Source organism: Bacteroides sp. L10-4, assembly GCF_013373675.1.
GTDB classification, from domain to species: Bacteria; Bacteroidota; Bacteroidia; order Bacteroidales; family Bacteroidaceae; genus Bacteroides; species Bacteroides muris.
The window spans coordinates 1-21,699 of record NZ_JABXJH010000061.1 but is presented as its reverse complement, the minus strand read 5'-3'; the positions used below and the strand labels follow the sequence as shown (position 1 = coordinate 21,699).

General features: G+C 46.3%; 19 protein-coding genes. 7 read left to right on the top strand and 12 right to left on the bottom strand.

Going from position 1 to position 21,699, the window contains the following annotated elements; genetic code table 11:
* From HU824_RS16370 to trpS, 4 genes are all read left to right on the top strand, one after another.
* Window positions 1-428 (top strand): transposase (locus HU824_RS16370; protein WP_176469405.1); only part of this gene is annotated, 428 nt, incomplete at its 5' end.
* A 257-nt stretch (window positions 429-685) separates the two neighbouring features.
* The gene (locus tag HU824_RS16365; RefSeq protein ID WP_136011030.1) at window positions 686-880 is read left to right on the top strand and encodes a hypothetical protein; all 195 of its coding nucleotides are present in this window, start codon (window positions 686-688) and stop codon (window positions 878-880) included.
* Window positions 881-917: 37 nt separating this feature from the next.
* Window positions 918-1,547 carry an HU family DNA-binding protein gene (locus HU824_RS16360; RefSeq protein ID WP_136011031.1) on the top strand — a complete coding sequence of 210 codons (630 nt, stop codon included), beginning with the start codon at window positions 918-920 and terminating at the stop codon, window positions 1,545-1,547.
* Between the two features lie 145 nt (window positions 1,548-1,692).
* Window positions 1,693-2,787: a tryptophan--tRNA ligase gene (gene trpS / locus HU824_RS16355; RefSeq protein WP_136011032.1), complete on the top strand. Its 1,095-nt coding sequence runs from the start codon at window positions 1,693-1,695 to the stop codon at window positions 2,785-2,787.
* A gap of 108 nt (window positions 2,788-2,895) precedes the next feature.
* On the opposite strand, the gene mutL is transcribed toward trpS, so the two are convergent.
* The 11 genes from mutL to tig all read right to left on the bottom strand — a co-directional run bounded on the left by mutL (window position 2,896) and on the right by tig (window position 18,195).
* Window positions 2,896-4,809, bottom strand: coding sequence for a DNA mismatch repair endonuclease MutL (gene mutL / locus HU824_RS16350; RefSeq protein ID WP_136011033.1), 1,914 nt, complete (start codon window positions 4,807-4,809; stop codon window positions 2,896-2,898).
* Window positions 4,810-4,883: 74 nt separating this feature from the next.
* On the bottom strand, window positions 4,884-5,174 hold the full coding sequence (locus HU824_RS16345; protein ID WP_136011034.1) for a hypothetical protein: 291 nt from the start codon (window positions 5,172-5,174) through the stop codon (window positions 4,884-4,886).
* 4 nt (window positions 5,175-5,178) lie between these two features.
* Window positions 5,179-6,900 (bottom strand): OstA-like protein, encoded by a 1,722-nt coding sequence (locus tag HU824_RS16340; protein ID WP_176469404.1) that lies wholly within the window; start codon window positions 6,898-6,900, stop codon window positions 5,179-5,181.
* A 26-nt stretch (window positions 6,901-6,926) separates the two neighbouring features.
* On the bottom strand, window positions 6,927-8,294 hold the full coding sequence (locus HU824_RS16335; RefSeq protein WP_176469403.1) for a peptidylprolyl isomerase: 1,368 nt from the start codon (window positions 8,292-8,294) through the stop codon (window positions 6,927-6,929).
* Window positions 8,295-8,304: 10 nt separating this feature from the next.
* Entirely contained in the window at window positions 8,305-9,153 is an 849-nt protein-coding gene (locus HU824_RS16330; protein WP_136011037.1) for a peptidyl-prolyl cis-trans isomerase, read from the bottom strand.
* Between the two features lie 57 nt (window positions 9,154-9,210).
* Window positions 9,211-10,773, bottom strand: a complete 1,563-nt coding sequence (locus HU824_RS16325; RefSeq protein WP_176469402.1) for a peptidyl-prolyl cis-trans isomerase — start codon at window positions 10,771-10,773, stop codon at window positions 9,211-9,213.
* 89 nt (window positions 10,774-10,862) lie between these two features.
* Complete coding sequence (gene guaB / locus HU824_RS16320; protein WP_136011039.1) at window positions 10,863-12,338, bottom strand: IMP dehydrogenase; 1,476 nt, start codon at window positions 12,336-12,338, stop codon at window positions 10,863-10,865.
* Between the two features lie 102 nt (window positions 12,339-12,440).
* Window positions 12,441-14,624: a DNA helicase RecQ gene (recQ, locus tag HU824_RS16315; protein ID WP_176469401.1), complete on the bottom strand. Its 2,184-nt coding sequence runs from the start codon at window positions 14,622-14,624 to the stop codon at window positions 12,441-12,443.
* 174 nt (window positions 14,625-14,798) lie between these two features.
* Entirely contained in the window at window positions 14,799-16,043 is a 1,245-nt protein-coding gene (gene clpX, locus HU824_RS16310) for an ATP-dependent Clp protease ATP-binding subunit ClpX (protein WP_136011041.1), read from the bottom strand.
* A gap of 2 nt (window positions 16,044-16,045) precedes the next feature.
* The gene (clpP, locus tag HU824_RS16305) at window positions 16,046-16,708 is read right to left on the bottom strand and encodes an ATP-dependent Clp endopeptidase proteolytic subunit ClpP (protein ID WP_005829555.1); all 663 of its coding nucleotides are present in this window, start codon (window positions 16,706-16,708) and stop codon (window positions 16,046-16,048) included.
* Between the two features lie 131 nt (window positions 16,709-16,839).
* A complete protein-coding gene (gene tig / locus HU824_RS16300; protein WP_136011042.1) occupies window positions 16,840-18,195 on the bottom strand; it encodes a trigger factor in 1,356 nt (451 codons plus the stop codon).
* A gap of 391 nt (window positions 18,196-18,586) precedes the next feature.
* On the opposite strand from tig, the gene HU824_RS16295 reads away from it, so the two are divergent.
* Complete coding sequence (locus HU824_RS16295; protein WP_136011043.1) at window positions 18,587-18,835, top strand: RNA-binding protein; 249 nt, start codon at window positions 18,587-18,589, stop codon at window positions 18,833-18,835.
* Between the two features lie 80 nt (window positions 18,836-18,915).
* On the opposite strand, the gene lptB is transcribed toward HU824_RS16295, so the two are convergent.
* On the bottom strand, window positions 18,916-19,656 hold the full coding sequence (lptB, locus tag HU824_RS16290) for an LPS export ABC transporter ATP-binding protein (protein WP_136011052.1): 741 nt from the start codon (window positions 19,654-19,656) through the stop codon (window positions 18,916-18,918).
* Window positions 19,657-19,838: 182 nt separating this feature from the next.
* Here lptB and HU824_RS16285 point away from each other — a divergent pair, with 182 nt between their 5' ends.
* Together HU824_RS16285 and HU824_RS16280 are read left to right on the top strand one after the other, a co-directional pair.
* Window positions 19,839-20,582: an ABC transporter permease gene (locus tag HU824_RS16285; protein WP_136011044.1), complete on the top strand. Its 744-nt coding sequence runs from the start codon at window positions 19,839-19,841 to the stop codon at window positions 20,580-20,582.
* Complete coding sequence (locus HU824_RS16280) at window positions 20,579-21,349, top strand: ABC transporter ATP-binding protein (RefSeq protein ID WP_176469400.1); 771 nt, start codon at window positions 20,579-20,581, stop codon at window positions 21,347-21,349. Before HU824_RS16285 ends, HU824_RS16280 begins: the two co-directional genes overlap by 4 nt.
* The last annotated feature ends 350 nt before the right edge of the window (window positions 21,350-21,699 follow it).

The window sequence follows — 21,699 nt, the reverse complement described above, 5'->3', positions numbered from 1 at the left end:
AGATTAAGGGCAGAAAACAGCATATAATCGTTGACAGCCAAGGTTATCTGATGTCTGTAGACGTGCATGAAGCCAATGTTCATGACAGCAAGGGTGCTCCGAAAGTCATTGAGAGGCTATCCTACAAATTTCCTCGTCTTGCCAAAATCCTTGCAGATGGTGGCTATAGAGGAAGCCTTGCAGATTGGGTATTTGACAAATTTAAATGGGAACTTGAAGTTGTTCTCAGACCTGATGAATGCCCGTCAAAGTTCAAGGTCATTCCGAAACGATGGATTGTTGAAAGAGCATTCGCATGGCTGGAAAACTTCAGAAGGCTGACGATAGACTACGAGTTCCATGCTGATACTGCAGAGCCTATGGTTCAACTTGCTTTCTGCAAAATCATGCTTAACAAAATTATTGTGCAATTTTTAAACAGCCTCTAATTTCATTCAAAAAAATGTCACCCCCTTATCAGACTATCTTCCAGACAACTTCTCAAGGAAGAACAGCATGCGCGACAATACAAATTATATTAACATGTCAAGGTAAACAAGAAAAAAACATAAGTTCTCGAAAAAAGCCTCCAATTGCGTCCGTCAGCCTACACTCGCCGACCTGAAAATAGCATGAACGGCAACCGTTATCAGGAAGTATTGCTACAAAGGGCATCACCCCATAGAGAATAAGCGAGAAGAAACCTATGGAAAAAGACACACATTCTGATAAAAAAGATTATCTTTGCCCTAAAGATGTATATCTTCAAGGTACAGACTTACAGCTTCAACTTGAAGTTTTATATCTTCAGCCTGAATATATACCTTTCTCCATACTCCAGACCTCCTTGCCATCCAGACAAGACCACTTTGAAGCCAAGGGAAAGCATCCTTATCATTAACCGCTGTCGCAGACAGCATTAACAACCTTCGACAGCAATGGCCGAATATCAGATGCAGGAATCGAACCTGCCCAACGAAGAAGGCAAACCGACCTTCTATCCACGCATGAAATTGTGGAACCAAGTAGACTTGGAGTATCTTGCCAACAACATCAACTATGCCAGCACGTTCACCCCGGGCGACATCACGGGGCTGGTGCGCTCGCTCACCCAGGAGATTGCCAGCCAGATGGCGCAAGGCAACTCGGTGAAGGTGGACGGACTGGGCATCTTCACCCCTTCGCTGGGCTTGCGCCCGGGGAAAGAACGCGAGGCCGGAGAGGCGGAGAACCGGAAACGGAACTCGATGAGCATCTGCATAAACAACATCAATTTCCGCGCAGACAAGCAGTTCATCGAAGAAACCGGAAGGCGCTGCATACTGTACCGTTCAAAACAGAAGCCTCTGCGTTCCTCGCAACGGTTCACCCCGGAACAGCGGCTGAAGCTGGCGCAGAAGTTCCTGAAAGAGAACCCCTACATGCAGGTGGCCGACTACTGCCGACTGACGGGCCTGCTGCGGGACAGCGCCGCCAAAGAGCTGAGGAAATGGGCCGCACAACCGGAAAACGGCATCGCAACCCACGGAAGGGCACCGCACAAGGTGTACGTCAACGCGGAGTTTTAATTTCAAGGGATTGCTCCCCCGAACGAAAGAGACTGCCACCCCTTGAGGTTTCGATTATTATCGGTATCTTTGCACACCGATAGCAAACGGGATGCCTTGTCAGCCCGCTACCTCGTCAATCCGTCAATTAATAACGAAAACAGATATGGCAAAAGAAAAAATCATCCTTACGGGCGACCGCCCCACAGGACGCCTCCACATAGGACACTATGTAGGCTCATTGAGAAGAAGAGTGGAACTGCAAAACTCCGGCTTGTACGACAAGATTTTCATCTTCATCGCTGACGCACAAGCGCTGACGGACAATATGGAAAATCCGGAAAAGGTGCGCCAGAACGTCATCGAGGTGGCACTGGACTACCTGGCCTGCGGACTGGACCCGACAAAAAGCACCATCTTCATCCAATCCCAGATACCGGAACTCTGCGAACTGACCTTCTACTACATGGACCTGGTGACCGTGAGCCGCCTGCAACGCAACCCTACGGTAAAGACCGAAATCCAGATGCGCAACTTCGAGACAAGCATCCCCGTAGGCTTCTTCACCTACCCCATCAGCCAGGCAGCGGACATCACCGCTTTCCGCGCCACCACCGTGCCCGTGGGCGAAGACCAGGAGCCGATGATTGAACAAGCGCGCGAAATCGTACGCCGCTTCAACCATATATATGGTGAAACGTTGGTAGAACCGGAAATCTTGCTGCCCGACAATGCCGCCTGCCTGCGCCTGCCGGGAACGGACGGCAAGGCCAAGATGAGCAAGAGCCTGGGCAACTGCATTTATCTTTCGGATTCTGCCGACGAGGTGCAGAAGAAGGTGAAAAGCATGTATACCGACCCCGACCATCTGCGTGTGCAAGACCCCGGAAAACTGGAGGGGAATACCGTATTCACTTACCTGGATGCTTTCTGCCGTCCGGAACACTTCGGCCTCTATCTGCCCGAATACCCGAACCTGGACGAACTGAAAGCCCACTATCAACGTGGCGGCCTGGGCGACATGAAGGTGAAGAAGTTCCTCAATGAAATTATGCAGGAGACTCTGGAGCCTATCCGCAACCGCCGCAAGGAGTTCGAGAAAGACATCCCCGCCATCTACGAGATGCTGAAGAAAGGTTGTGAAATTGCCAGGGAAACCGCTGCCGCAACTTTGGATGATGTGCGCAAGGCTATGAAGATAAACTACTTTGATGATGCGGAACTGATTGCAGAGCAGGCAAAGAAATTCGGAGGGGAATAGGAAGAAGGGGATGTGCCGAAACACCAAAATATGAAAATCACCCCTGTCACAGATATCTGTAGCAGGGGTGATTTTGTTAAGAAGAGGGTTTTGACACATCTCTTCTTTTTATTTGGAGAAAAGCTTTTCTATCTCGTCTTCCTTGATAGTGACCAATACCGTCCGTCCGTCCGGAGTATAGTTCGGTGAGGGGCATGCAAACAGATTGTCCACAAGATTGGACATCTCTTCGTTGCTCAGCACTTGTCCGTAGACGATGGCCGCTGCACGCGCCAAGGTCGATGCAAGAATCGTCCGCACCTCTTCCTTAACATCATTTCCCTTTTCCATAGCCGTATGTACCATGTTCCGGACCAATTCTATCGGGTTCAGGCCCTCTATGCCCGAAGGTATACCATTTATGGCATAGCTGCCGCCACCCAGCGGGCTCAAATCGAAACCTACTGCCGACAAATCTTCCGATATACTTTCCAGTACGGCAGCTTCCGAAGCCGGCAACCGGATAATCTCCGGAAACAATACCCCCTGCGATACGCCTTGTTTCTGGCGAATCTGGCTCATATAGCGGTCGAACAGTACCCGGACATGCGCACGGTGCTGGTCTATCAGCATCAGACCCGATTTGACGGAAGTCAGAATAAAACGTCCCTTGAACTGGAAGTGTTGCGCTCCTTTCTCTACCGTTGCCTCATTGCCGTAGAAAGAGGCGCTTGCCCCGGAAGAGAGCGTTTCGCGGAAATAAGGAACCTTCTCCTCCTCTTCCGGAGCCATACCGGTAAGCGTATCCTCTGCAAAGGGTTCTTCCTCCATCGGCTCGTTCATCCTGCTGGCTTTTTCCAGACCGGAATAAAGCCCCTCCCACTCCACATCGGGACGCGAATAACCGCTTCCTCCATAGGAAGAAGAGGAAGAGGTCTTGAAGGGATTGAAGTCTGCGTTATAGTGTACCTTCGGAGGCTCTATCGGACGAGTCTGCTCGAATGCAGGAATATCCGGCATATCCTCGGTATCAAAATCGATAGTAGGTATAGCGCTGAACTTGCCTAAAGATTCCTTGACCGCAGCCGACAGAATCTGCCAGATGGCCTGCTCATTCTCGAACTTTATCTCCGTCTTCGTCGGATGGATATTCACATCTATATTGGCAGGGTCTACCTCTAGATAGATAAAGTAGGAGATTTGCTCACCGGCAGGAATCAGTTGCTCATAAGCGTCCATCACGGCTTTATGGAAATAGGGATGACGCATATAGCGCCCGTTCACAAAAAAGTATTGGCGCGCTCCTTTTTTGCGCGATGTTTCCGGCTTGGCAACAAAACCGGAAATCTTTATCATGGTCGTATTGACATCTACGGACAGCAACTGCTGATTCATCTTCTTTCCGAAGATTGCCATGATACGTTGCCGCAAAGGCATTACCGGAAGATTGAACAATTCCGTATCATTGCTATACAGATAGAAGGCCACCTTGGGATGCACCAACGCAATACGCTCGAATTCCGCAAGGATGTTGCTCAACTCCGTAGAGTTGGCTTTCAGGAATTTGCGTCGGGCAGGAATATTGAAGAACAGGTTCTTAATGGAAAAATTACTGCCCTTAGGACAGGAAACGGCTTCCTGGCTCTCGACTTTAGAACCGGCAATCAACAGCCGCGTACCCAGCTCCTCGCCAGCCGGACGTGTTTTCAACTCTACTTCAGCTACCGCAGCAATGGAAGCCAACGCTTCTCCACGGAAGCCCATGGTGCGCAGGGCAAACAAATCGGCAGCCTCGCGTATCTTTGAAGTTGCATGACGTTCAAAAGAAAGGCGGGCATCCGTTTCGGACATGCCCTTCCCGTCATCAATCACCTGGATGCAGGTCTTGCCGGCATCGGTAACCAGCACATGTATTTCTCCGGCTTCGGCATCAATTGCATTCTCCACCAATTCTTTCACAACAGATGCCGGACGCTGAATCACCTCTCCGGCAGCAATCTGATTGGCAACCGAATCGGGCAGCAAATGAATGATATCGCTCATGATAATGTTTAATGATTAGGGATTAATGGTCAGGGATTAATGATTAATCACTAATCCTTGACCATTAATCATTATTATATGATTCCGTTACTGATGGCATACCACAGGTAAATCAGCACAGTTATGACAGCAAGGATTATGCCCAAATGCATCGGCTTACGCCCGCTCTCCTTGCGCCGCCTCAAGTGAGTGGTTCCTTCTATGAATTTGCCTCGTATATCCTCGGGCGAGAATTCTTTTTCCGGCAGCATACCGAGGTCGCGCTTGGCGCTTTCTTCCATCTTCGCCAGCTTTTCTTTCCGCTCATCCACATAAATGTAGGGATGATTGAAGCCACGCGGCTTCCGCATTGCAAACATTCCCATGACACTACTTTTTGTTTCGTTTAATATGCATATTTCTTGGCGAAGTTATGGGTTTCCGGTCACTTTTCTTCAACACTTCACCTGCTTTTTTAGCCCTCCACTCGAAGATATCCTCCTTGTTGAGCGGACGGATGTAGTCGAACCAAGCAAAGGAAGGCAACTTGCTCTTATCCGACGGAATCTGGTCCAGAGGATAGGCCGTGCCGGTAGTCTTCCCTACAAAGACACCACGTTCCATCTTTCTCTCCTTCAGATACATTTTCAAAAGCCCGCCCTCGGAATAGTTCATCATAATCAGCGAGCTGTCCTTCTCCTCCACCGGATAATACGCCACCAGTACATTGCCGTTCACCTCTACCAGGCGCATGTCTCCATCTATGAAGAAAGCTTTCATCTCCTTGCCTGATACTTGGTTATAGTGAATACTGTCGTGCTTCTCTACCGTCAAGGCCTGGTTGATGATATGCGCCCAGTCGATGGTACTGTCGTTCATGTAGATTTTAATCTCCTCGCCCAGCAACTGCTGTTCTCCATGCCACAGAATAGGGTCGGTGTACATCGTCATGCAAGAATCCTTGGAATTATACACCAACGAATCGCATACGGCCTGCACATCCGTGCGATAAGCACGCACCTTATGATAGGCACGCATTTCGCGGTACATGGAATCGGTATTCATATTGTAAGTAATCAGCCGCAAGGTATCGCCGTGCATGAACAGACTGTCGCCCTGCGAATAGTCTACAGCTACGGCACGCTTGGTGGCTACGGCGCTTCCGGTCAGTTCGTTGTAGAAGCAGTAGTCGCCGGTCAGCATGTTCCGGTTGACCGTATCATTCATCTGCACATTGTCAAAAGCCTCGCCGTATCCCAGTATGCGGTCGTAGAAAAGGCTGTCGCCGGTCAGTTTCTTGCCGTCGTTGGTCAACACGGAACGGTCGAGCAGTTCCGCCTGCTCAGTAGCGGTGTTGTACTCGCCACGTTCGGAATAGATATGGTTCTGGTCGCTCACAATATCGGAGGGACCTAAGATGGTGGCAATCTTGGTGGCCGTACTGTACTTCAAGGTATCCGAAGTCAATACAAACTTCGGATTGACCAGCTTCACATCGTGGTTGAAGACTGCCAGCTTGGTGGCAGGACTGTATTCTCCCCACTCGGAAGTGAGCACATTATTCTCGTCGGTCAGCGTACCGCCTTCGAAATAATAGCCCAAATCGTACAGACGGTCATAGTTCAGACTGTCGGTAGTCAGCTCCGTATTGCGGTTTATCATGCGTACATTCTCACGCAACATGGCCAACTGCGACATGCCGTCATAATACAGATAGTCTCCGTAGATAAACAAGGTGTCGCCCTGCTCCATACGCACATTGCCGAATGCTTCCACAGAATTTGTTTTTTCGAATATCAGCGCACTATCACAGAACATGTACATACTGTCATGCTTCATCCTTACCGAGCCGATGAGTACCTGCACGTCAGGACGCAGCTGTTTGTCCGCCTGTGCTTCGTCGGCATACAACAAATCGACACGCGCTTTCTTCTTTTCCGGCTTCTCAGCCTTTCTCTGTTCTATGGAGTCCACTTTCTTCTTGTCAGGTACAGAAGGATTTTTCTTCTTGTCCTGAGCACTCAGCAGACAGATACCAAACAAGCATAGAATACCTACGAGAAGGTATCTATGCTTGTTCAGGAAATGGTTTCTTGTATTCTTCTTTTGCATACAAATCTATGTAAATCCCCTCTGAATCATTCTTTGATCCAGCCCGGATACTTGAACGTACAGTTATTCTTCCAATTATCCTTGATACGGACATACGTGTGCTTCTGCTTCTCACGAATCCACTTGTCCAGCACTTCGCCGCGGCGTTTCTCCAGCACAATCTCTTTCAAGTTCTGATAGTCATCGGCAATGGTGGCCTTGTGTCCCGTCGTACGACTCTTCAGCTTCACAATCACGCACTCTTCCTTTCCGGTCTTTTGCGGAATCATGGTGAAGGCTTCGGAGATTTCGCCCACTTTCATCTTGTCTACCACCTTGGCTATTTCAGGAGGAAGTTCCTGCATTTCAAAACGTGAAGTGGTCGTATTGGGATTCGGCAACAAACCATGGTTGTTACGCGTATCCTTATCCTGCGAAAGCACCGAGGCTGCCTCTTCAAAAGAGAATTTGTTATTGCGGATGTCATCGGCAATGGAGTCCAGACGTGCACAAGCGGCCGTCAGGGCTTCTTCCGGAATATGCGGCTTTAACAGAATGTGGCGTGTTTTAATACGGTCACCGCGTTTCTCTATCAACTGAATGATATGGAAACCATATTCAGACTCTACAATCTTAGAAACTTTGCTGGGGTCCTGCAAGTTGAAAGCCACATTGGCGTAAGCAGGGTCCAGCATACCACGTCCCGAGAACTCAATCTCGCCGCCACGCATAGCCGAGCCACGGTCTTCGGAGTACATACGAGCCAACATGGAGAAACTTTCGCCCTTATTGACACGATCGGTATATTCGCGCAAGCGTCTCTTTACTTCCTCTATCTCCTCCAAAGGGACTTTAGGCTGCTGAGTGATAATCTGCACCTCTACCTGGGTAGGGATATAGGGGATGCTGTCTTGCGGCAAATCCTTGAAGTAACGGCGTACCTCAGCCGGGGTTATCTTAATCTCGCCCACCAGTTTCTGCTGCATCTTCTGAACCTTCAATCCCTCACGGGCATTCTCGCGCAACGTTTCACGAATCTGGCTGGAGGTCTTATTGAAATATTCCTCCATCTTCTCGCGTGAACCGATGTTGGCGATGTACACGTTTGTCATATAGTCCACACGCTGGATAACCTCACTTTCGGATACCTCGATACTGTCGAGAGCAGCCTGGTGAAGAAAGAGCTTCTGCACGGCTATCTCCTCCGGTATCGCACAATAAGGGTCACGGTCAAACTGCCGGTTCTCATATAACGCACTCATGCGTGCCTCTTCCACTTCGGACTTTAGTATGGCCTCGTCACCTACTACCCAAACTACCTCGTCAATCACGTTGTCTTGTCCATAAACGGCAGAACCGACCAATAGTGTCAAGGCAAATAAAATTACAAACTTAAAGTTCATGCACTGTTTCATTCTTGGTATCTTATTCTAAATAATATTTAATCTTGTTTCTTTTCACCGCCCGCTGGTACAAATCTTCCTTCATTTGCTTCATGAATTCCACCTGCTTCACGTTCAGCAACATATCTTTCACTTGCCTACGGGCAAACTCGTATGGTTCCTGTTCTCCTATCGGTCGATAGTCGCTCACATTCAGGAAATAATGAAAAGCCGTATCCTGCAGTTCCACCTGACGGTTCTTGTTCAGATAGTCGTTCACATCGGACACCTGCAAAGGCAGCATATCCAATACTTCCGATACCGGTACCCACTTATCATAAAAGTAGTCATACTTCACAGCATTTTGCAAGCTGTACTTTTCCAGATGTTCCACCGCCTCACGGGTTTCCGCCTTATACCAACGGCGAACATCGGCCAATTGAGGAGCCCTCAAAGGAACCTTGATAAACAAGCCTTTCATCAACGGACGTTCTACCTTGAAGAGCGCTTGGTTCTTCTCGTAATATTCCGTCAAGTCTTGTTCTGAAATCTCCTCTGATAGTTGCTGATGTATTAAAGCCTGCTGATAGGTGTGCATTATCAATGCTTTGCGATAATTCTCTACAAGTTTATCAATCTCACCATTATTGGGTATATTGCTTTGCGCCTTATCGTACAACAAAATATCTTCCACCCAATTACGGACATAATGTTCTGCAAACAACAGACTGTCGTCTTTGGACAAACCGACCGGAAGTACCGATTGCAAATCTTCCCGGTAAAGGAAATTACCGTTCAACTCCACCAAAGGTGTCCGCCCTTTATGGTCGTGCTGCTCGTTGCACGCCGCACAGAGAAGGAAAATTAAAAGCCCAACGCAGGTTGTTCGCATCACCAACTGATATTTACTTCGTTTTGAGGTACGAAGATAGTGTTTTAATCGGTTGCATCAGTGATTATTAACGGTTTTTAAAACCTCTTGGTCAATTTCAACCTTAGCGGCAGCACGCAACTTTGCCACCCAACGCGTTTCCAAATAGTTGCGATAAGCGTCTGCAAGCGGTCCGCGCACCTCTTGCCAACTGTCCGGTCCCTTCTGCTTGCGGCCTTGCACAGCAGTAAAGGGAAATGACAAAACCGGAGTTGCATCCTTCCCTTTGAACACCAAATCATCCACATACGCATTATCACCGGGGGCAAATAGTCCTTGCTCCACCTGCATCTTGGGAGTATCGCCGGCATTGAAAGTGAGACGGATGGCATCCACCCATTCCTCTTCTGGAATCTGTTTCAGAAACTTCCGTACTTGCTTCGCCACTCGCTTGGTAGTACAATGCAACACAATACCCTTATAACGCGGTTTGTCCCAATGGAAGTCCGAACGGTGCGCCTCAAAATATGCTTTCAATCCCGCTTCATCCGCCACACTCCTTTTTTCCACTTCACGGTCAGTGATTTCGGCAAGTAGCATGCTGTCACGATGTCCTTGCAGCAACTCACAGAATTCGGGATGCTTCAATTCCAGTCGGGAGTTTTCATAGTCCAGAATCGTTTTTACCGTAAAAGCCTCCAACTGCCTGCGTGTCCCCGCCGGATAGGCAGCGGCAAATCCGGCAAACTCTTTTCCACCGTATGCCTTGCCATCCAGTGTAAACAATGCACGGGAAGTGCTTCCTTTGGCCAGCAGTTCGTCGATACCGGCCTTATCCGGCATATAGTGATACTCCTTTTTCAGTTTCTCCACAAAAGCCCGCGTTCCTTTATCCATTCCATGACGACGGGACTGGCAACGGATTATCTCGTCCTTCATATTCTCAAAAGGAAGGACATCCCGCTGTTCGAGTACTTTCACAATATGAATGCCCTGAGGAGTGAGAAACGGACGGGAAATCTCTCCGACATTCAGCCCGAATACAATATCTTCAAACTCCACCGGCATCTGCAGCCAACCCACCCAAAATGCTTTCTTCTCATCGGAATATTGCTCGACACAAGCATCGAAAGACGATGCACCTCCTTCTTCTTTTGCAAGAGTCTTATAGATAGAATCCATCCCGGATTCCATCTCACACAATGTATGACCGGAAATATTCTGGGGAAGATATTTAAAAAGATGCTTCACATACACCCGGCCTGCACGCCTGCCGGATTTCATCCTGTCGTAATACCGCCGTGCCGCCTGCTCTGCCGTCTCCTCATCCGTCAGATATGATTTAATCAGACAGCGGCGATAATCGTCCTGTTCCTTCCGAAAGACACGTGAAGTATCCAACCCGGCAACCTCGGCCGCCTCTATTTTCAACCTGAAGTCTATAAACTTGTTTGCATATGCTTCCAAGGACTTCCGGTCTGTGCCGACAGAGAAACTGCTCTTGTTATAGCTACGCTCGAATTCCGAACGGTAAATCTCCTTTCCATTGATACACATCAGCACCGGATTGTCCTGAGCTGAAACAGCCAATCCGAAACCAAGGAAGACAAACACCAAAAGTAATCTGACCATAAGCACCATCCGTTCTTTTTATACGGCTGCAAATATAAACAAAATGCCCGGAAAGCGGCAATCTCTTTCCGGGCATTCACTCTTATTTTGTTATTATCCTATTCAGGACGGCTATAGTTTGGCGCCTCACTGGTTATAGATACATCGTGCGGATGACTTTCGAGTACACCTGCATTAGTAATGCGGGTAAACTTGGCATCGTGCAGTTTCTCTATATTGGCTGCACCGCAATATCCCATACCGGCACGCAGACCGCCAACCAACTGATAAATCACTTCATACAATGTACCTTTATAAGGAACGCGGGCGGCAATACCCTCCGGAACCAATTTCTTCACATCGCTGGTACCACTTTGGAAGTAGCGGTCCTTGGAACCATTTTCCATCGCTTCCAGCGACCCCATACCCCGATAGGACTTGAACTTACGACCGTTGAAAATAATCGTATCGCCCGGAGACTCTTCCGTTCCGGCAACCAGCGAACCAATCATCACGCTGTAACCACCGGCAGCCAACGCCTTCACTACATCGCCCGAGTAGCGCAAACCACCATCGGCAATCAAAGGAACACCTGTCCCCTTCAGTGCCTTTGCCACATCATAAACGGCAGACAACTGGGGAACCCCCACACCGGCAACCACACGGGTAGTGCAGATGGAACCCGGACCGATGCCTACCTTTACTCCATCAGCACCAGCCTCAACCAATGCCTTTGCAGCTTCACCGGTAGCAATATTACCAACAACAATATCAATATGCGGGAAATGCTCTTTGGCTTCTTTCAACTTTTCAATAACTCCTTTAGAATGTCCGTGAGCTGTATCAATGACAATGGCATCTGCCCCTGCATCCACCAAAGCCCGCATGCGGTCCAAAGTATCATTCGTCACTCCCACTCCGGCAGCAACGCGCAGACGTCCTTTGCTATCCTTGCACGCCATAGGTTTATCCTTGGCCTTGGTAATATCCTTATAGGTAATCAGGCCTACCAATTTATTGTCTTTATCTACTACCGGCAACTTCTCTATTCTATGTTCTTGCAAAATTTGAGAAACAGCCTCCATATCTGTAGTAGGATTGGTAGTAATGATGTTCTCTTTAGTCATCACCTCGTCGATACGCTTATTCATATCTTTCTCAAAACGAAGGTCACGATTGGTAACAATACCAACCAAATATCTTTCATCATCTACCACCGGAATACCACCGATCTTGTATTCAGCCATCAAAGCCAATGCATCAGCTACCGTAGAACCTCTCTTGATAGTCACCGGGTCATAAATCATACCGTTTTCAGCCCGCTTCACAATAGCTACCTGACGCGCTTGCTCCTCAATGGACATATTCTTATGAATAACTCCGATACCACCTTCGCGGGCAATGGCAATAGCCATCTTCGCTTCGGTAACCGTATCCATGGCAGCAGTTACAAACGGGATTTTCAACTCAATGTTTCGTGAAAACTTAGTCGAGAGTTCGACTGTTTTAGGCAAGACTTCGGAATAAGCAGGGACTAACAATACGTCGTCATAAGTTAATCCATCCATTACAATCTTATCAGCAATAAATGACATAGGACTATGCGTTTAAAATTTATTGCGTGCAAATATACGGTTTTTATTCCATTCCGTATACTTGCACGCAATATTTTTTTCTTTTTTATCAACTCAAACCTATCAGTTTGCCATCTCTGAAATAAACTTGATACGCACTAAACGTACTTCTTCTTCCGTAAACTCATCACCCAATTCATCCAGAGCATCGTCAATCTTATCAGTAGTAGATTCCTTGAAATAATCATAGATATCCAGCAAATGGTCTTCATCCATAATATCCTCCAAGAAATAGTCGATATTCAATTTCGTTCCAGAGTAGACAATAGCTTCTATCTCATCCAGCAACTCTTCGAACTCAATGCCTTTCGACACAGCAATGTCATCCAACGCCACCTTACGGTCAATGGCCTGAATGATGGCCACCTTCATTTTTGACTTATTGGCCACTGTACGCACACGCAAGTCCTCGGGACGTTCAATCTCATTCTCCTCACAGTGCCGCTTAATGAGTTTACAGAATTCCTCGCCATAGCGTTTTGCCTTTCCGGCTCCTACACCCGGTATGTTCTGCAACTCGTCCAAAGTCACCGGATATATGGTCGCCATCGCTTCCAAAGAGGGGTCTTGGAAAATGACATAAGGAGGCACTTCCAACTTCTTGGACAACTTCTTTCGTAAGTCCTTCAGCATGGAGTACAATGCCGGGTCTACCGCACACGCACCGCCTCCACGTGCAGGTGCTTCCTCTTCCACATCCTCAAAGTCATTGTCTTCCACTATCTTGAATGATTTGGGACGTTTGAGGAACTTCTTACCGTCATCCGTCACTTTCAGCAAACCATAGTTTTCGACATCCTTACTCAGGTAACCGGCAATAAGTGCCTGACGAATCACAGCATTCCACGTTTTGTCTTCTTCACCCATGCCAGAGCCAAACACTTCGAGATCCTCGTGCAGATGCGCCTGCACTTCCGAAGTCTCCTTACCTTGTATTATGTCTATAATATAGTCCGCCTTAAAATTTTCTTTCACCGCGAGAATAGCTTCAATCACGGTACACAATAAATCTTGAGCTTCCACTTGTTTTTTCGGATTTAAACAATTGTCACAATTACCACAATTTTCTTCCATATATTCTTCACCGAAGTAATGAAGTAACGCCTTTCGGCGGCATACGGAAGATTCGGCATACGCAGCGGTCTCCAGCAGAAGCTGCTTGCCAATTTCCTGCTCTGCTACAGGTTTGCCTTGCATAAACTTCTCAAGCTTCTGCAAGTCTTTATTGGTATAGAAAGTAATACACTGCCCTTCTCCCCCATCTCTTCCGGCACGTCCGGTCTCCTGGTAATATCCTTCCAGACTTTTGGGTATATCGTAATGAATGACATAGCGCACATCCGGTTTGTCAATCCCCATACCAAAGGCAATGGTAGCTACAATCACATCAATTTTTTCCATCAGGAAATCATCCTGGTTCTGTGTTCGTGTAGCCGAATCCATTCCGGCATGATAGGCACGTGCATTGATTCCGTTTGCCTGCAGGATTTCAGCAAGTTCCTCCACTTTCTTCCGGCTCAGGCAATAGATAATGCCAGACTTTTCGGAATTGTTCTTAATGAACTTGATGATGTCCCGGTCTATATTTGCAGTTTTAGGACGTACCTCGTAATAGAGATTCGGGCGGTTGAACGATGACTTGAACACCTGCGCATCCACCATACCCAGATTCTTCTGGATGTCATGCTGCACCTTCGGTGTGGCCGTCGCAGTCAACGCTATCAAAGGGGCTTTCCCTATTTCATTGACAATGGGACGGATACGGCGATACTCAGGACGAAAATCATGTCCCCATTCAGATATACAATGGGCTTCGTCCACGGCATAGAATGAAATCTTCACCGTTTTCAGAAATTCCACATTCTCTTCCTTCGTCAATGATTCCGGAGCCACATACAACAGCTTTGTCTTGCCACTGAGTATGTCGGACCGGACCTGATCTATCGCACTTTTGTTTAGGGAAGAATTGATGAAGTGGGCTATCCCATCCTCTTCGCTGAAGTTACGCATCGCATCGACCTGATTCTTCATCAAGGCAATCAGAGGAGAAATCACGATGGCCGTACCCTCCATCAACAAGGACGGCAATTGGTAGCACAAAGATTTTCCACCGCCGGTAGGCATCAACACGAATGTATCATTACCCGCCAACAGATTCTCTATGATTGCCTCCTGATTTCCTTTAAATGTATCGAACCCGAAGTATTTCTTCAGCTGGTCTGTCAAATTAATCTTCTTCCCTGCCATGATTCATTAGGTTGTTGTTTATTGAGTTAACTTTTAATAGTGGTACTCCGCCATGTTTTTACAAAGAACCCTAACAAAGTTATAAACAACTTCTTAAATTTCAAGCATAATCCATCGAATATTTTTCAATAAAAAGCAAAATAGTCGGTTCCCTTCCGTATTACCTTCTGATTATTAAGTACTTTGCAATCGTGCCATATTTGCCTTTTCAAGCTGGTGCTTGGCATAGTCCAACGTCACAACAAAATTTTCCTTCTGTTCTGACGGAATTTCGAACATGGCATCCATCATAATTGTCTCTACAATGGAACGCAAGCCGCGGGCTCCCAACTTATATTCTACCGCTTTATCCACGATATATTCAAATACAGCATCTTCAAAAGTCAGCTTCACATTGTCCATCTCAAACAGTTTGATATATTGCTTGATGATGGAATTCTTCGGTTCCGTAAGAATGGATCGCAATGCCACACGGTCTAACGGATTCAAATAAGTCAGCACCGGAAGGCGGCCGATAATCTCGGGAATCAATCCGAACGACTTCAAATCCTGCGGAGCAATGTACTGCATCATGTTACTCTTATCGATGGCTGCCGTATTGCGCACAGCACTATACCCGACAACGTGTGTATTCAGCCGCTGGGCAATCTTCTTTTCAATGCCATCGAAAGCCCCACCGCAAATAAACAGAATATTCTTGGTATTGACCGGAATCATTTTCTGATCGGGATGCTTGCGCCCACCCTGGGGAGGAACATTCACCACAGAACCTTCCAGCAGTTTCAGCAATCCCTGCTGCACGCCTTCACCACTCACATCACGGGTTATGGAAGGATTATCACCCTTGCGTGCTATTTTGTCTATCTCGTCGATAAACACGATACCTTGCTCTGCCTCAGGTACGTTATAATCCGCCACCTGGAGCAGACGCGTCAAAATGCTTTCAATATCTTCGCCCACATAACCAGCCTCTGTCAGAACTGTTGCATCCACAATAGTAAAAGGAACATGTAGCAATTTGGCGATAGTACGCGCCAATAACGTCTTTCCCGTACCGGTACTGCCCACCATGACGATGTTTGATTTCTCAATCTCCACATCATCACCGCCATCCTTCTGAAGCAGACGTTTGTAATGGTTGTATACCGACACGGACAAGAAACGCTTGGCATCATCCTGACCAATGACATATTGGTCGAGGAACTTCTTTATTTCTATGGGTTTAGGAAGCTCTTTCAGATTCAGCTTCGTGGCACTTGCCTTCTTGCCAGCCCCCAAAGCCTCCTGAGTAATCTCATAAGCCTGGGTGGCGCAACTGTCGCAGATATAGCCATTCATCCCCGTTATGAGAAATCCGACTTCATCTTCGGTGCGACCGCAAAAGCTGCATCTATTTTTATTTTTTCTTGAATCTGCCATATTTATTTTTTAATCAAAACCTCATCTACCATACCATATTCTTTGGCTTCCTGGGCTGTCATCCAGTAGTCACGGTCAGAATCTGCCCATACCTTGTCAAAGGGAGTGTGGGAGTGGTCGGCGATAATGGTATAAAGTTCTTTCTTCAGTTTCTGAATCTCACGTGCCGTGATTTCAATATCCGAAGCTTGCCCTTGGGCACCTCCCATCGGCTGGTGTATCATCACGCGGGAGTGGGTCAATGCAGAGCGTTTGCCTTCGGCACCGGCAACTAGCAATACGGCAGCCATACTTGCAGCCATACCTGTACAGATAGTAGCCACATCACTGCTGATGAACTGCATGGTATCATAAATACCCAGACCGGCATATACCGAACCGCCCGGTGAATTGATATAGATGGAAATATCCTTGCCCGGATCCACCGAATCCAGATAAAGCAACTGAGCCTGCAAAGTATTGGCTGTATAGTCATCAACCTGCGTACCGAGAAATATGATACGGTCCATCATCAGACGGGAAAACACGTCCAACTGCGTTACATTAAGCTGGCGTTCCTCGAGGATATAGGGATTTAAATAGCCGGCTTGTGATTTAATCACATCATCCAGCACCAAGCTGTTCATACCAAGATGCTTGGTAGCGTATTTTCTAAAATCATCCATTTCTTTCTATTTTTTAATTTATAAGGCTACAAAGAAACAAAAAAGAACACAGAGACACAAAAAAACACAGAGTTATAGTTCATCAAACTCTGTGTTTCTTTATAAATTTCAGCCGTAGGCTCACATTACTCTTATGCAAACATCTTATTGAACTCTTCAGCAGAAACGTTCTTATGCTCCAGTTCCACCTGAGACTTCAAAGCAGTAGCCAGTTTCGATTCAACCACACGGTTGACCAAACCTTCTATGCTTTCTTTCTTCTTAAGCATTTCCTTTGAATAGTTCTCCAGAATTTCTTCGGGCACGCTCATCATGCCGTATTGTGCAAACTGTGCGCGGGTAGCTTCCTTAGCCATATTTGTGATGTCTTCCTGCTCAACCTTGATGTCATTGGCTTTCACCAGCTGTTCCTTAATCAGGTGCCAAGTCAGCTCTTCAATGCTCTTATCATAGTTGTCCTCTACAAAGCTTTCTTCCTTGTCAGGATTGTTCAGACGCATAATGCGCTTCAGCAATGCATCCGGGAATTCCAGTTTACCAACTTTCTCCATCAGCATCTTACGTGCGTCAATCAAGAACTTATAGTCACTATCTGCCACGAACTGGTTGGCAATAACTTCCTTCACTTTAGCACGGAATTCCTCTTCCGTCTTCACATTGCCTTCACCGAATACTTGGTCGAAAATTTCCTGAGTCAAGTCACCCGGAACGAAACGTGTGATTTCTTCTACCTGAAAGCTGAAATTGGATTTCACTTCGGGAGCAGCTTCCTTGTCAATCTTCAACAAAGAAGACAATTCGGCAGCATTTCCGTCCCAAGCCGTATTCGGGTTGAATACAAGCACATCATTCACTTTTGCACCGGCAAAAATAGCTTTCTGCTCATCATTCTTCATGTACGAAGGCATCATTACAGCACCTTCCACCTGAATGCCACCCTCTTTGGTATTACCTTCTTCATCCAGTTCAGCAAGCAAACCTTTCAGCATATCATTGTCCTCGTAAACATCTACCTTGTCATACTTGCCGTTACGTTGGGTGTAAGCCTTGACCTGATTATCCACCATTTCGTCTGTAACTTCGATAGTATAGTAATCTACCTTATCTTCTGCACAAACTTCAGCCTTAAATTCCGGAGCCAAAGCAATATCAAACAAGAATTCGAACTCTTCCATAGTATCGAAATCAATTTCCTGCTGCTTGTCTTCGTTGGGCAAAGGCTCGCCCAATATATTTACCTTATTGTCCTGGATATACTTATATACTGTTTCTGAAAGCAGCTTGTTCACCTCTTCAGCCAATGCAGACTTACCATACATTTTCTTAACTAAGCTCATAGGAACCATTCCCTTACGGAAACCGGGAATCTGCGCCTTCTGACGGAAGTTCTTCAATGATTTGTCTACTTTTTCCTGATAATCTGCTTTCTCAAGCTTTACAGTAAGCAGTGCGCTTACTTTGTCAATGTTTTGTAATGAAACGTTCATTCTGACAATTATTTATTTGATTTATACTTTGTTCCATATCTCAAATGGGGTTGCAAAATTAGCGTTATTCTTTCAATTATCAAAAAACATAGCCGAATTATTTCTTTTCTGTTACTAAGGAATAAGTATATATAACATGGTTACTGCCAAATTCCTCCACACGAGCTGGAAGAAAAAAGCAAAATAATTATAGAAAGGCATTGTCAATCCGATTTTTATACGTTTCTTTGTCACGGAATGATGGCACATTAGTTATTCGATTTCCATTACATGGTTTTTACTTCCGTTTTCAAGAACGCTTTTGTAAACTCTCTGTCTTTGTGATTCATTTATTATTCAGCCTTCCTTCCAAGAGAGTTTTATTCATTTTATTTATTTTATCATTTTCATTATGAACATTTATGTTGGAAACCTTAACTACCGTGTTAAGGAAGATGACCTGCAAAAGGCCATGGAAGATTACGGTACAGTTACTTCCGTTAAATTTATCAATGACCGTACGACCGGACGCTTCAGAGGCATTGCTTTCGTTGAAATGGAAGACAGTGCAGCTGCTGCCAAAGCTATTGCAGAACTTGACGGCGCCGAATTCTTTGGTCGCCAGATGGTAGTAAAAGAAGCAAGACCTCCGAAATATTAATACCATAGATTTAAGGAGAAATAAAAAAAGACCACTAAATAGTGGTCTTTTTTTATTTCTATCAATCAACAGCAACCGTGTCACTTCATAAAATCCTTGCGACGTAGCACAAAACTGTTACTCAGATACTTTTCACGTACAATCTTATTCTCGGCCAACTCTTCCGGGGTACCCTGAAACAGGATTTTTCCTTCAAACAGCAGATAAGCACGATCGGTAATGCTCAACGTCTCCTGCACATTGTGGTCAGTAATCAAAATGCCGATATTCTTATCCTTCAACTTCCACACAATCTGCTGAATATCCTCCACCGCAATCGGGTCTACACCGGCAAAAGGCTCGTCCAACATAATGAATTTGGGGTCAATGGCCAGACAACGGGCAATTTCCGTACGGCGCCGCTCGCCACCAGACAACTGGTTACCCTTATTTTTCCTCACCTTTTGCAAACGGAATTCAGCAATCAGACTCTCCAGCTTATCCTTTTGATACTCCAAAGGTTTGTCGGTCATTTCCAATACAGATGCAATGTTGTCTTCCACACTCATCTGGCGGAACACGGAAGCCTCCTGCGCCAGATATCCGATACCCGTCTGCGCACGCTTGTATACCGGATACTTCGTTATATCCAAATCATTCAAGAAGATGCGTCCCTCATTGGGTGTAATCAGCCCTACGGTCATATAAAAAGAAGTCGTCTTACCAGCGCCATTCGGCCCCAGCAAACCGACAATCTCTCCTTGCTTCACGTCAATAGACACATGGCTGACTACCGTACGTTTACCATATTTCTTCACAAGGTCTTCCGTACGCAATACCATCCTGTCTTCTTCCCGCAGTTCTGCCCCTATAGTCCGGTCTTGCCCGGCCTGCAGATTTTCCTTAACTTCTTCTACATTGTCCTTTATGCCTTTTTCTTCTTCCATATTCTAAAGGTTTTCGCCGCAAATGTAGCAAAAATAAGCCGAAATAGTGTACATTTGCATTCAAATACTTATATGTCATGATTAAAGCACTTAAGACAGTGGGAAGATATATCATACTGATGGGACGCGTATTCGCCCGCCCCGAACGTATACGTATGTTTTTCCGCCAATATGTCAACGAGTTGGAACAGCTTGGCGTGAACTCCATCGGCATCGTATTGCTGATATCGTTCTTCATCGGAGCTGTAATCACCATACAGATAAAGTTGAACATCGAGAGTCCCTTCATGCCCCGATGGACAGTGGGGTATGTAACCCGTGAAATCATGCTGCTGGAATTCTCCTCCTCCATCATGTGCCTGATTCTGGCAGGGAAAGTCGGGTCAAACATCGCCTCGGAGCTGGGCACCATGCGGGTCACCCAGCAAATAGACGCCCTTGAAATTATGGGTGTCAACTCTGCCAACTACCTTATCCTACCGAAAATCGCCGCTATGGTGACAACCATTCCACTGATGGTGACGTTCAGTATATTCGCCGGTATCATAGGTGCCTTCTGTACTTGCTGGTTCGGTGGCATCATGTCGGCGGTAGATTTGGAATACGGCTTGCAGTACATGTTTGTCGAATGGTTTATTTGGTGCGGTATCATCAAGTCGCTGTTCTTTGCCTTTATCATTGCCAGTGTATCGGCATTCTTCGGCTACACCGTCGAAGGTGGTTCCATCGAGGTAGGTAAGGCGTCCACCGACTCCGTAGTATGCAGCAGTGTACTTATCTTATTCGCCGACCTAATATTAACTCAACTTTTAATGGGATGATTGAACTGAAAGGACTTTGCAAATCATTTGAAGGAAAAGAGGTATTGAAAGATATCAATGCCACTTTTGAGAATGGAAAGACCAACCTGATTATAGGGCAGAGCGGTTCGGGAAAAACCGTACTCATGAAATGTATCGTGGGTTTGTTGACACCGGACAAAGGAGAATTGTTGTATGACCACCGCAACTTCCTTGCCATGGGAAAGAAGGAGAAGAAAGCGCTCCGCCGGGAAATGGGAATGATTTTCCAAAGTGCCGCACTGTTCGACTCCATGACAGTACTGGACAACGTAATGTTTCCACTGAACATGTTCAGCAACGACACCCTGCGCGACCGGACTCGTCGTGCCATGTTCTGTTTGGAACGTGTCAACTTGATTGAAGCTAAAGACAAATTTCCTGGAGAAATCAGCGGTGGTATGCAGAAACGCGTAGCCATTGCCCGTGCCATTGCCCTAAACCCGCAATACTTGTTCTGTGACGAGCCGAATTCAGGACTTGACCCCAAGACCTCGCTTGTCATCGACGAACTGATACAGGATATAACCCGGGAATACAATATGACTACTCTCATCAACACTCATGACATGAACTCTGTAATGGGTATCGGAGAAAAAATCATCTACATCTACGAAGGGCACAAAGAATGGGAAGGCAATAAAGACGATATCTTCACTTCCACCAACGAACGGTTGAACAATTTCATATTTGCATCCGACTTGTTCCGGAAGGTCAAAGAAGTGGAGATACAGAACCTTGAAGGATAAAAACACACTGAAGTTCCAAATCTCCTGCATAAGAAATATGCAGTGGAAGTTTTTCCTCTCTCTGTAGCTTTACTCTCTGAAAATATAACAGTAATTGCTTAAAAGTTATAACTGCAATACTATAAGTTCAATACTTTCATCGATATATTGCCAATATTCAAATGAATAAGAAAGATGTAAAGGTATATAAAATATTTATTTTTTTGTTTGGGATGAATTTAACGTAACCATTCTATTTTCCGCCTTGACACGCATCGCAACCCAGCATATCTTTGCGCCATAACCAATTACTAACAAAGATTATGGCAAAAGAAAAAGTAAACTACCAGGAGGTGTACGACCTCTATCAG

Coding starts and splice junctions, on each gene's coding strand:
- HU824_RS16365 (WP_136011030.1), top strand. CDS start 686: ATGGAAAAAGACACACATTCTGATAAAAAAGATTATCTTTGCCCTAAA.
- HU824_RS16360 (WP_136011031.1), top strand. CDS start 918: ATGGCCGAATATCAGATGCAGGAATCGAACCTGCCCAACGAAGAAGGC.
- trpS (WP_136011032.1), top strand. CDS start 1,693: ATGGCAAAAGAAAAAATCATCCTTACGGGCGACCGCCCCACAGGACGC.
- mutL (WP_136011033.1), bottom strand. CDS start 4,809: ATGAGCGATATCATTCATTTGCTGCCCGATTCGGTTGCCAATCAGATT.
- HU824_RS16345 (WP_136011034.1), bottom strand. CDS start 5,174: ATGGGAATGTTTGCAATGCGGAAGCCGCGTGGCTTCAATCATCCCTAC.
- HU824_RS16340 (WP_176469404.1), bottom strand. CDS start 6,900: ATGCAAAAGAAGAATACAAGAAACCATTTCCTGAACAAGCATAGATAC.
- HU824_RS16335 (WP_176469403.1), bottom strand. CDS start 8,294: ATGAAACAGTGCATGAACTTTAAGTTTGTAATTTTATTTGCCTTGACA.
- HU824_RS16330 (WP_136011037.1), bottom strand. CDS start 9,153: ATGCGAACAACCTGCGTTGGGCTTTTAATTTTCCTTCTCTGTGCGGCG.
- HU824_RS16325 (WP_176469402.1), bottom strand. CDS start 10,773: ATGGTGCTTATGGTCAGATTACTTTTGGTGTTTGTCTTCCTTGGTTTC.
- guaB (WP_136011039.1), bottom strand. CDS start 12,338: ATGTCATTTATTGCTGATAAGATTGTAATGGATGGATTAACTTATGAC.
- recQ (WP_176469401.1), bottom strand. CDS start 14,624: ATGGCAGGGAAGAAGATTAATTTGACAGACCAGCTGAAGAAATACTTC.
- clpX (WP_136011041.1), bottom strand. CDS start 16,043: ATGGCAGATTCAAGAAAAAATAAAAATAGATGCAGCTTTTGCGGTCGC.
- clpP (WP_005829555.1), bottom strand. CDS start 16,708: ATGGATGATTTTAGAAAATACGCTACCAAGCATCTTGGTATGAACAGC.
- tig (WP_136011042.1), bottom strand. CDS start 18,195: ATGAACGTTTCATTACAAAACATTGACAAAGTAAGCGCACTGCTTACT.
- HU824_RS16295 (WP_136011043.1), top strand. CDS start 18,587: ATGAACATTTATGTTGGAAACCTTAACTACCGTGTTAAGGAAGATGAC.
- lptB (WP_136011052.1), bottom strand. CDS start 19,656: ATGGTATTGCGTACGGAAGACCTTGTGAAGAAATATGGTAAACGTACG.
- HU824_RS16285 (WP_136011044.1), top strand. CDS start 19,839: ATGATTAAAGCACTTAAGACAGTGGGAAGATATATCATACTGATGGGA.
- HU824_RS16280 (WP_176469400.1), top strand. CDS start 20,579: ATGATTGAACTGAAAGGACTTTGCAAATCATTTGAAGGAAAAGAGGTA.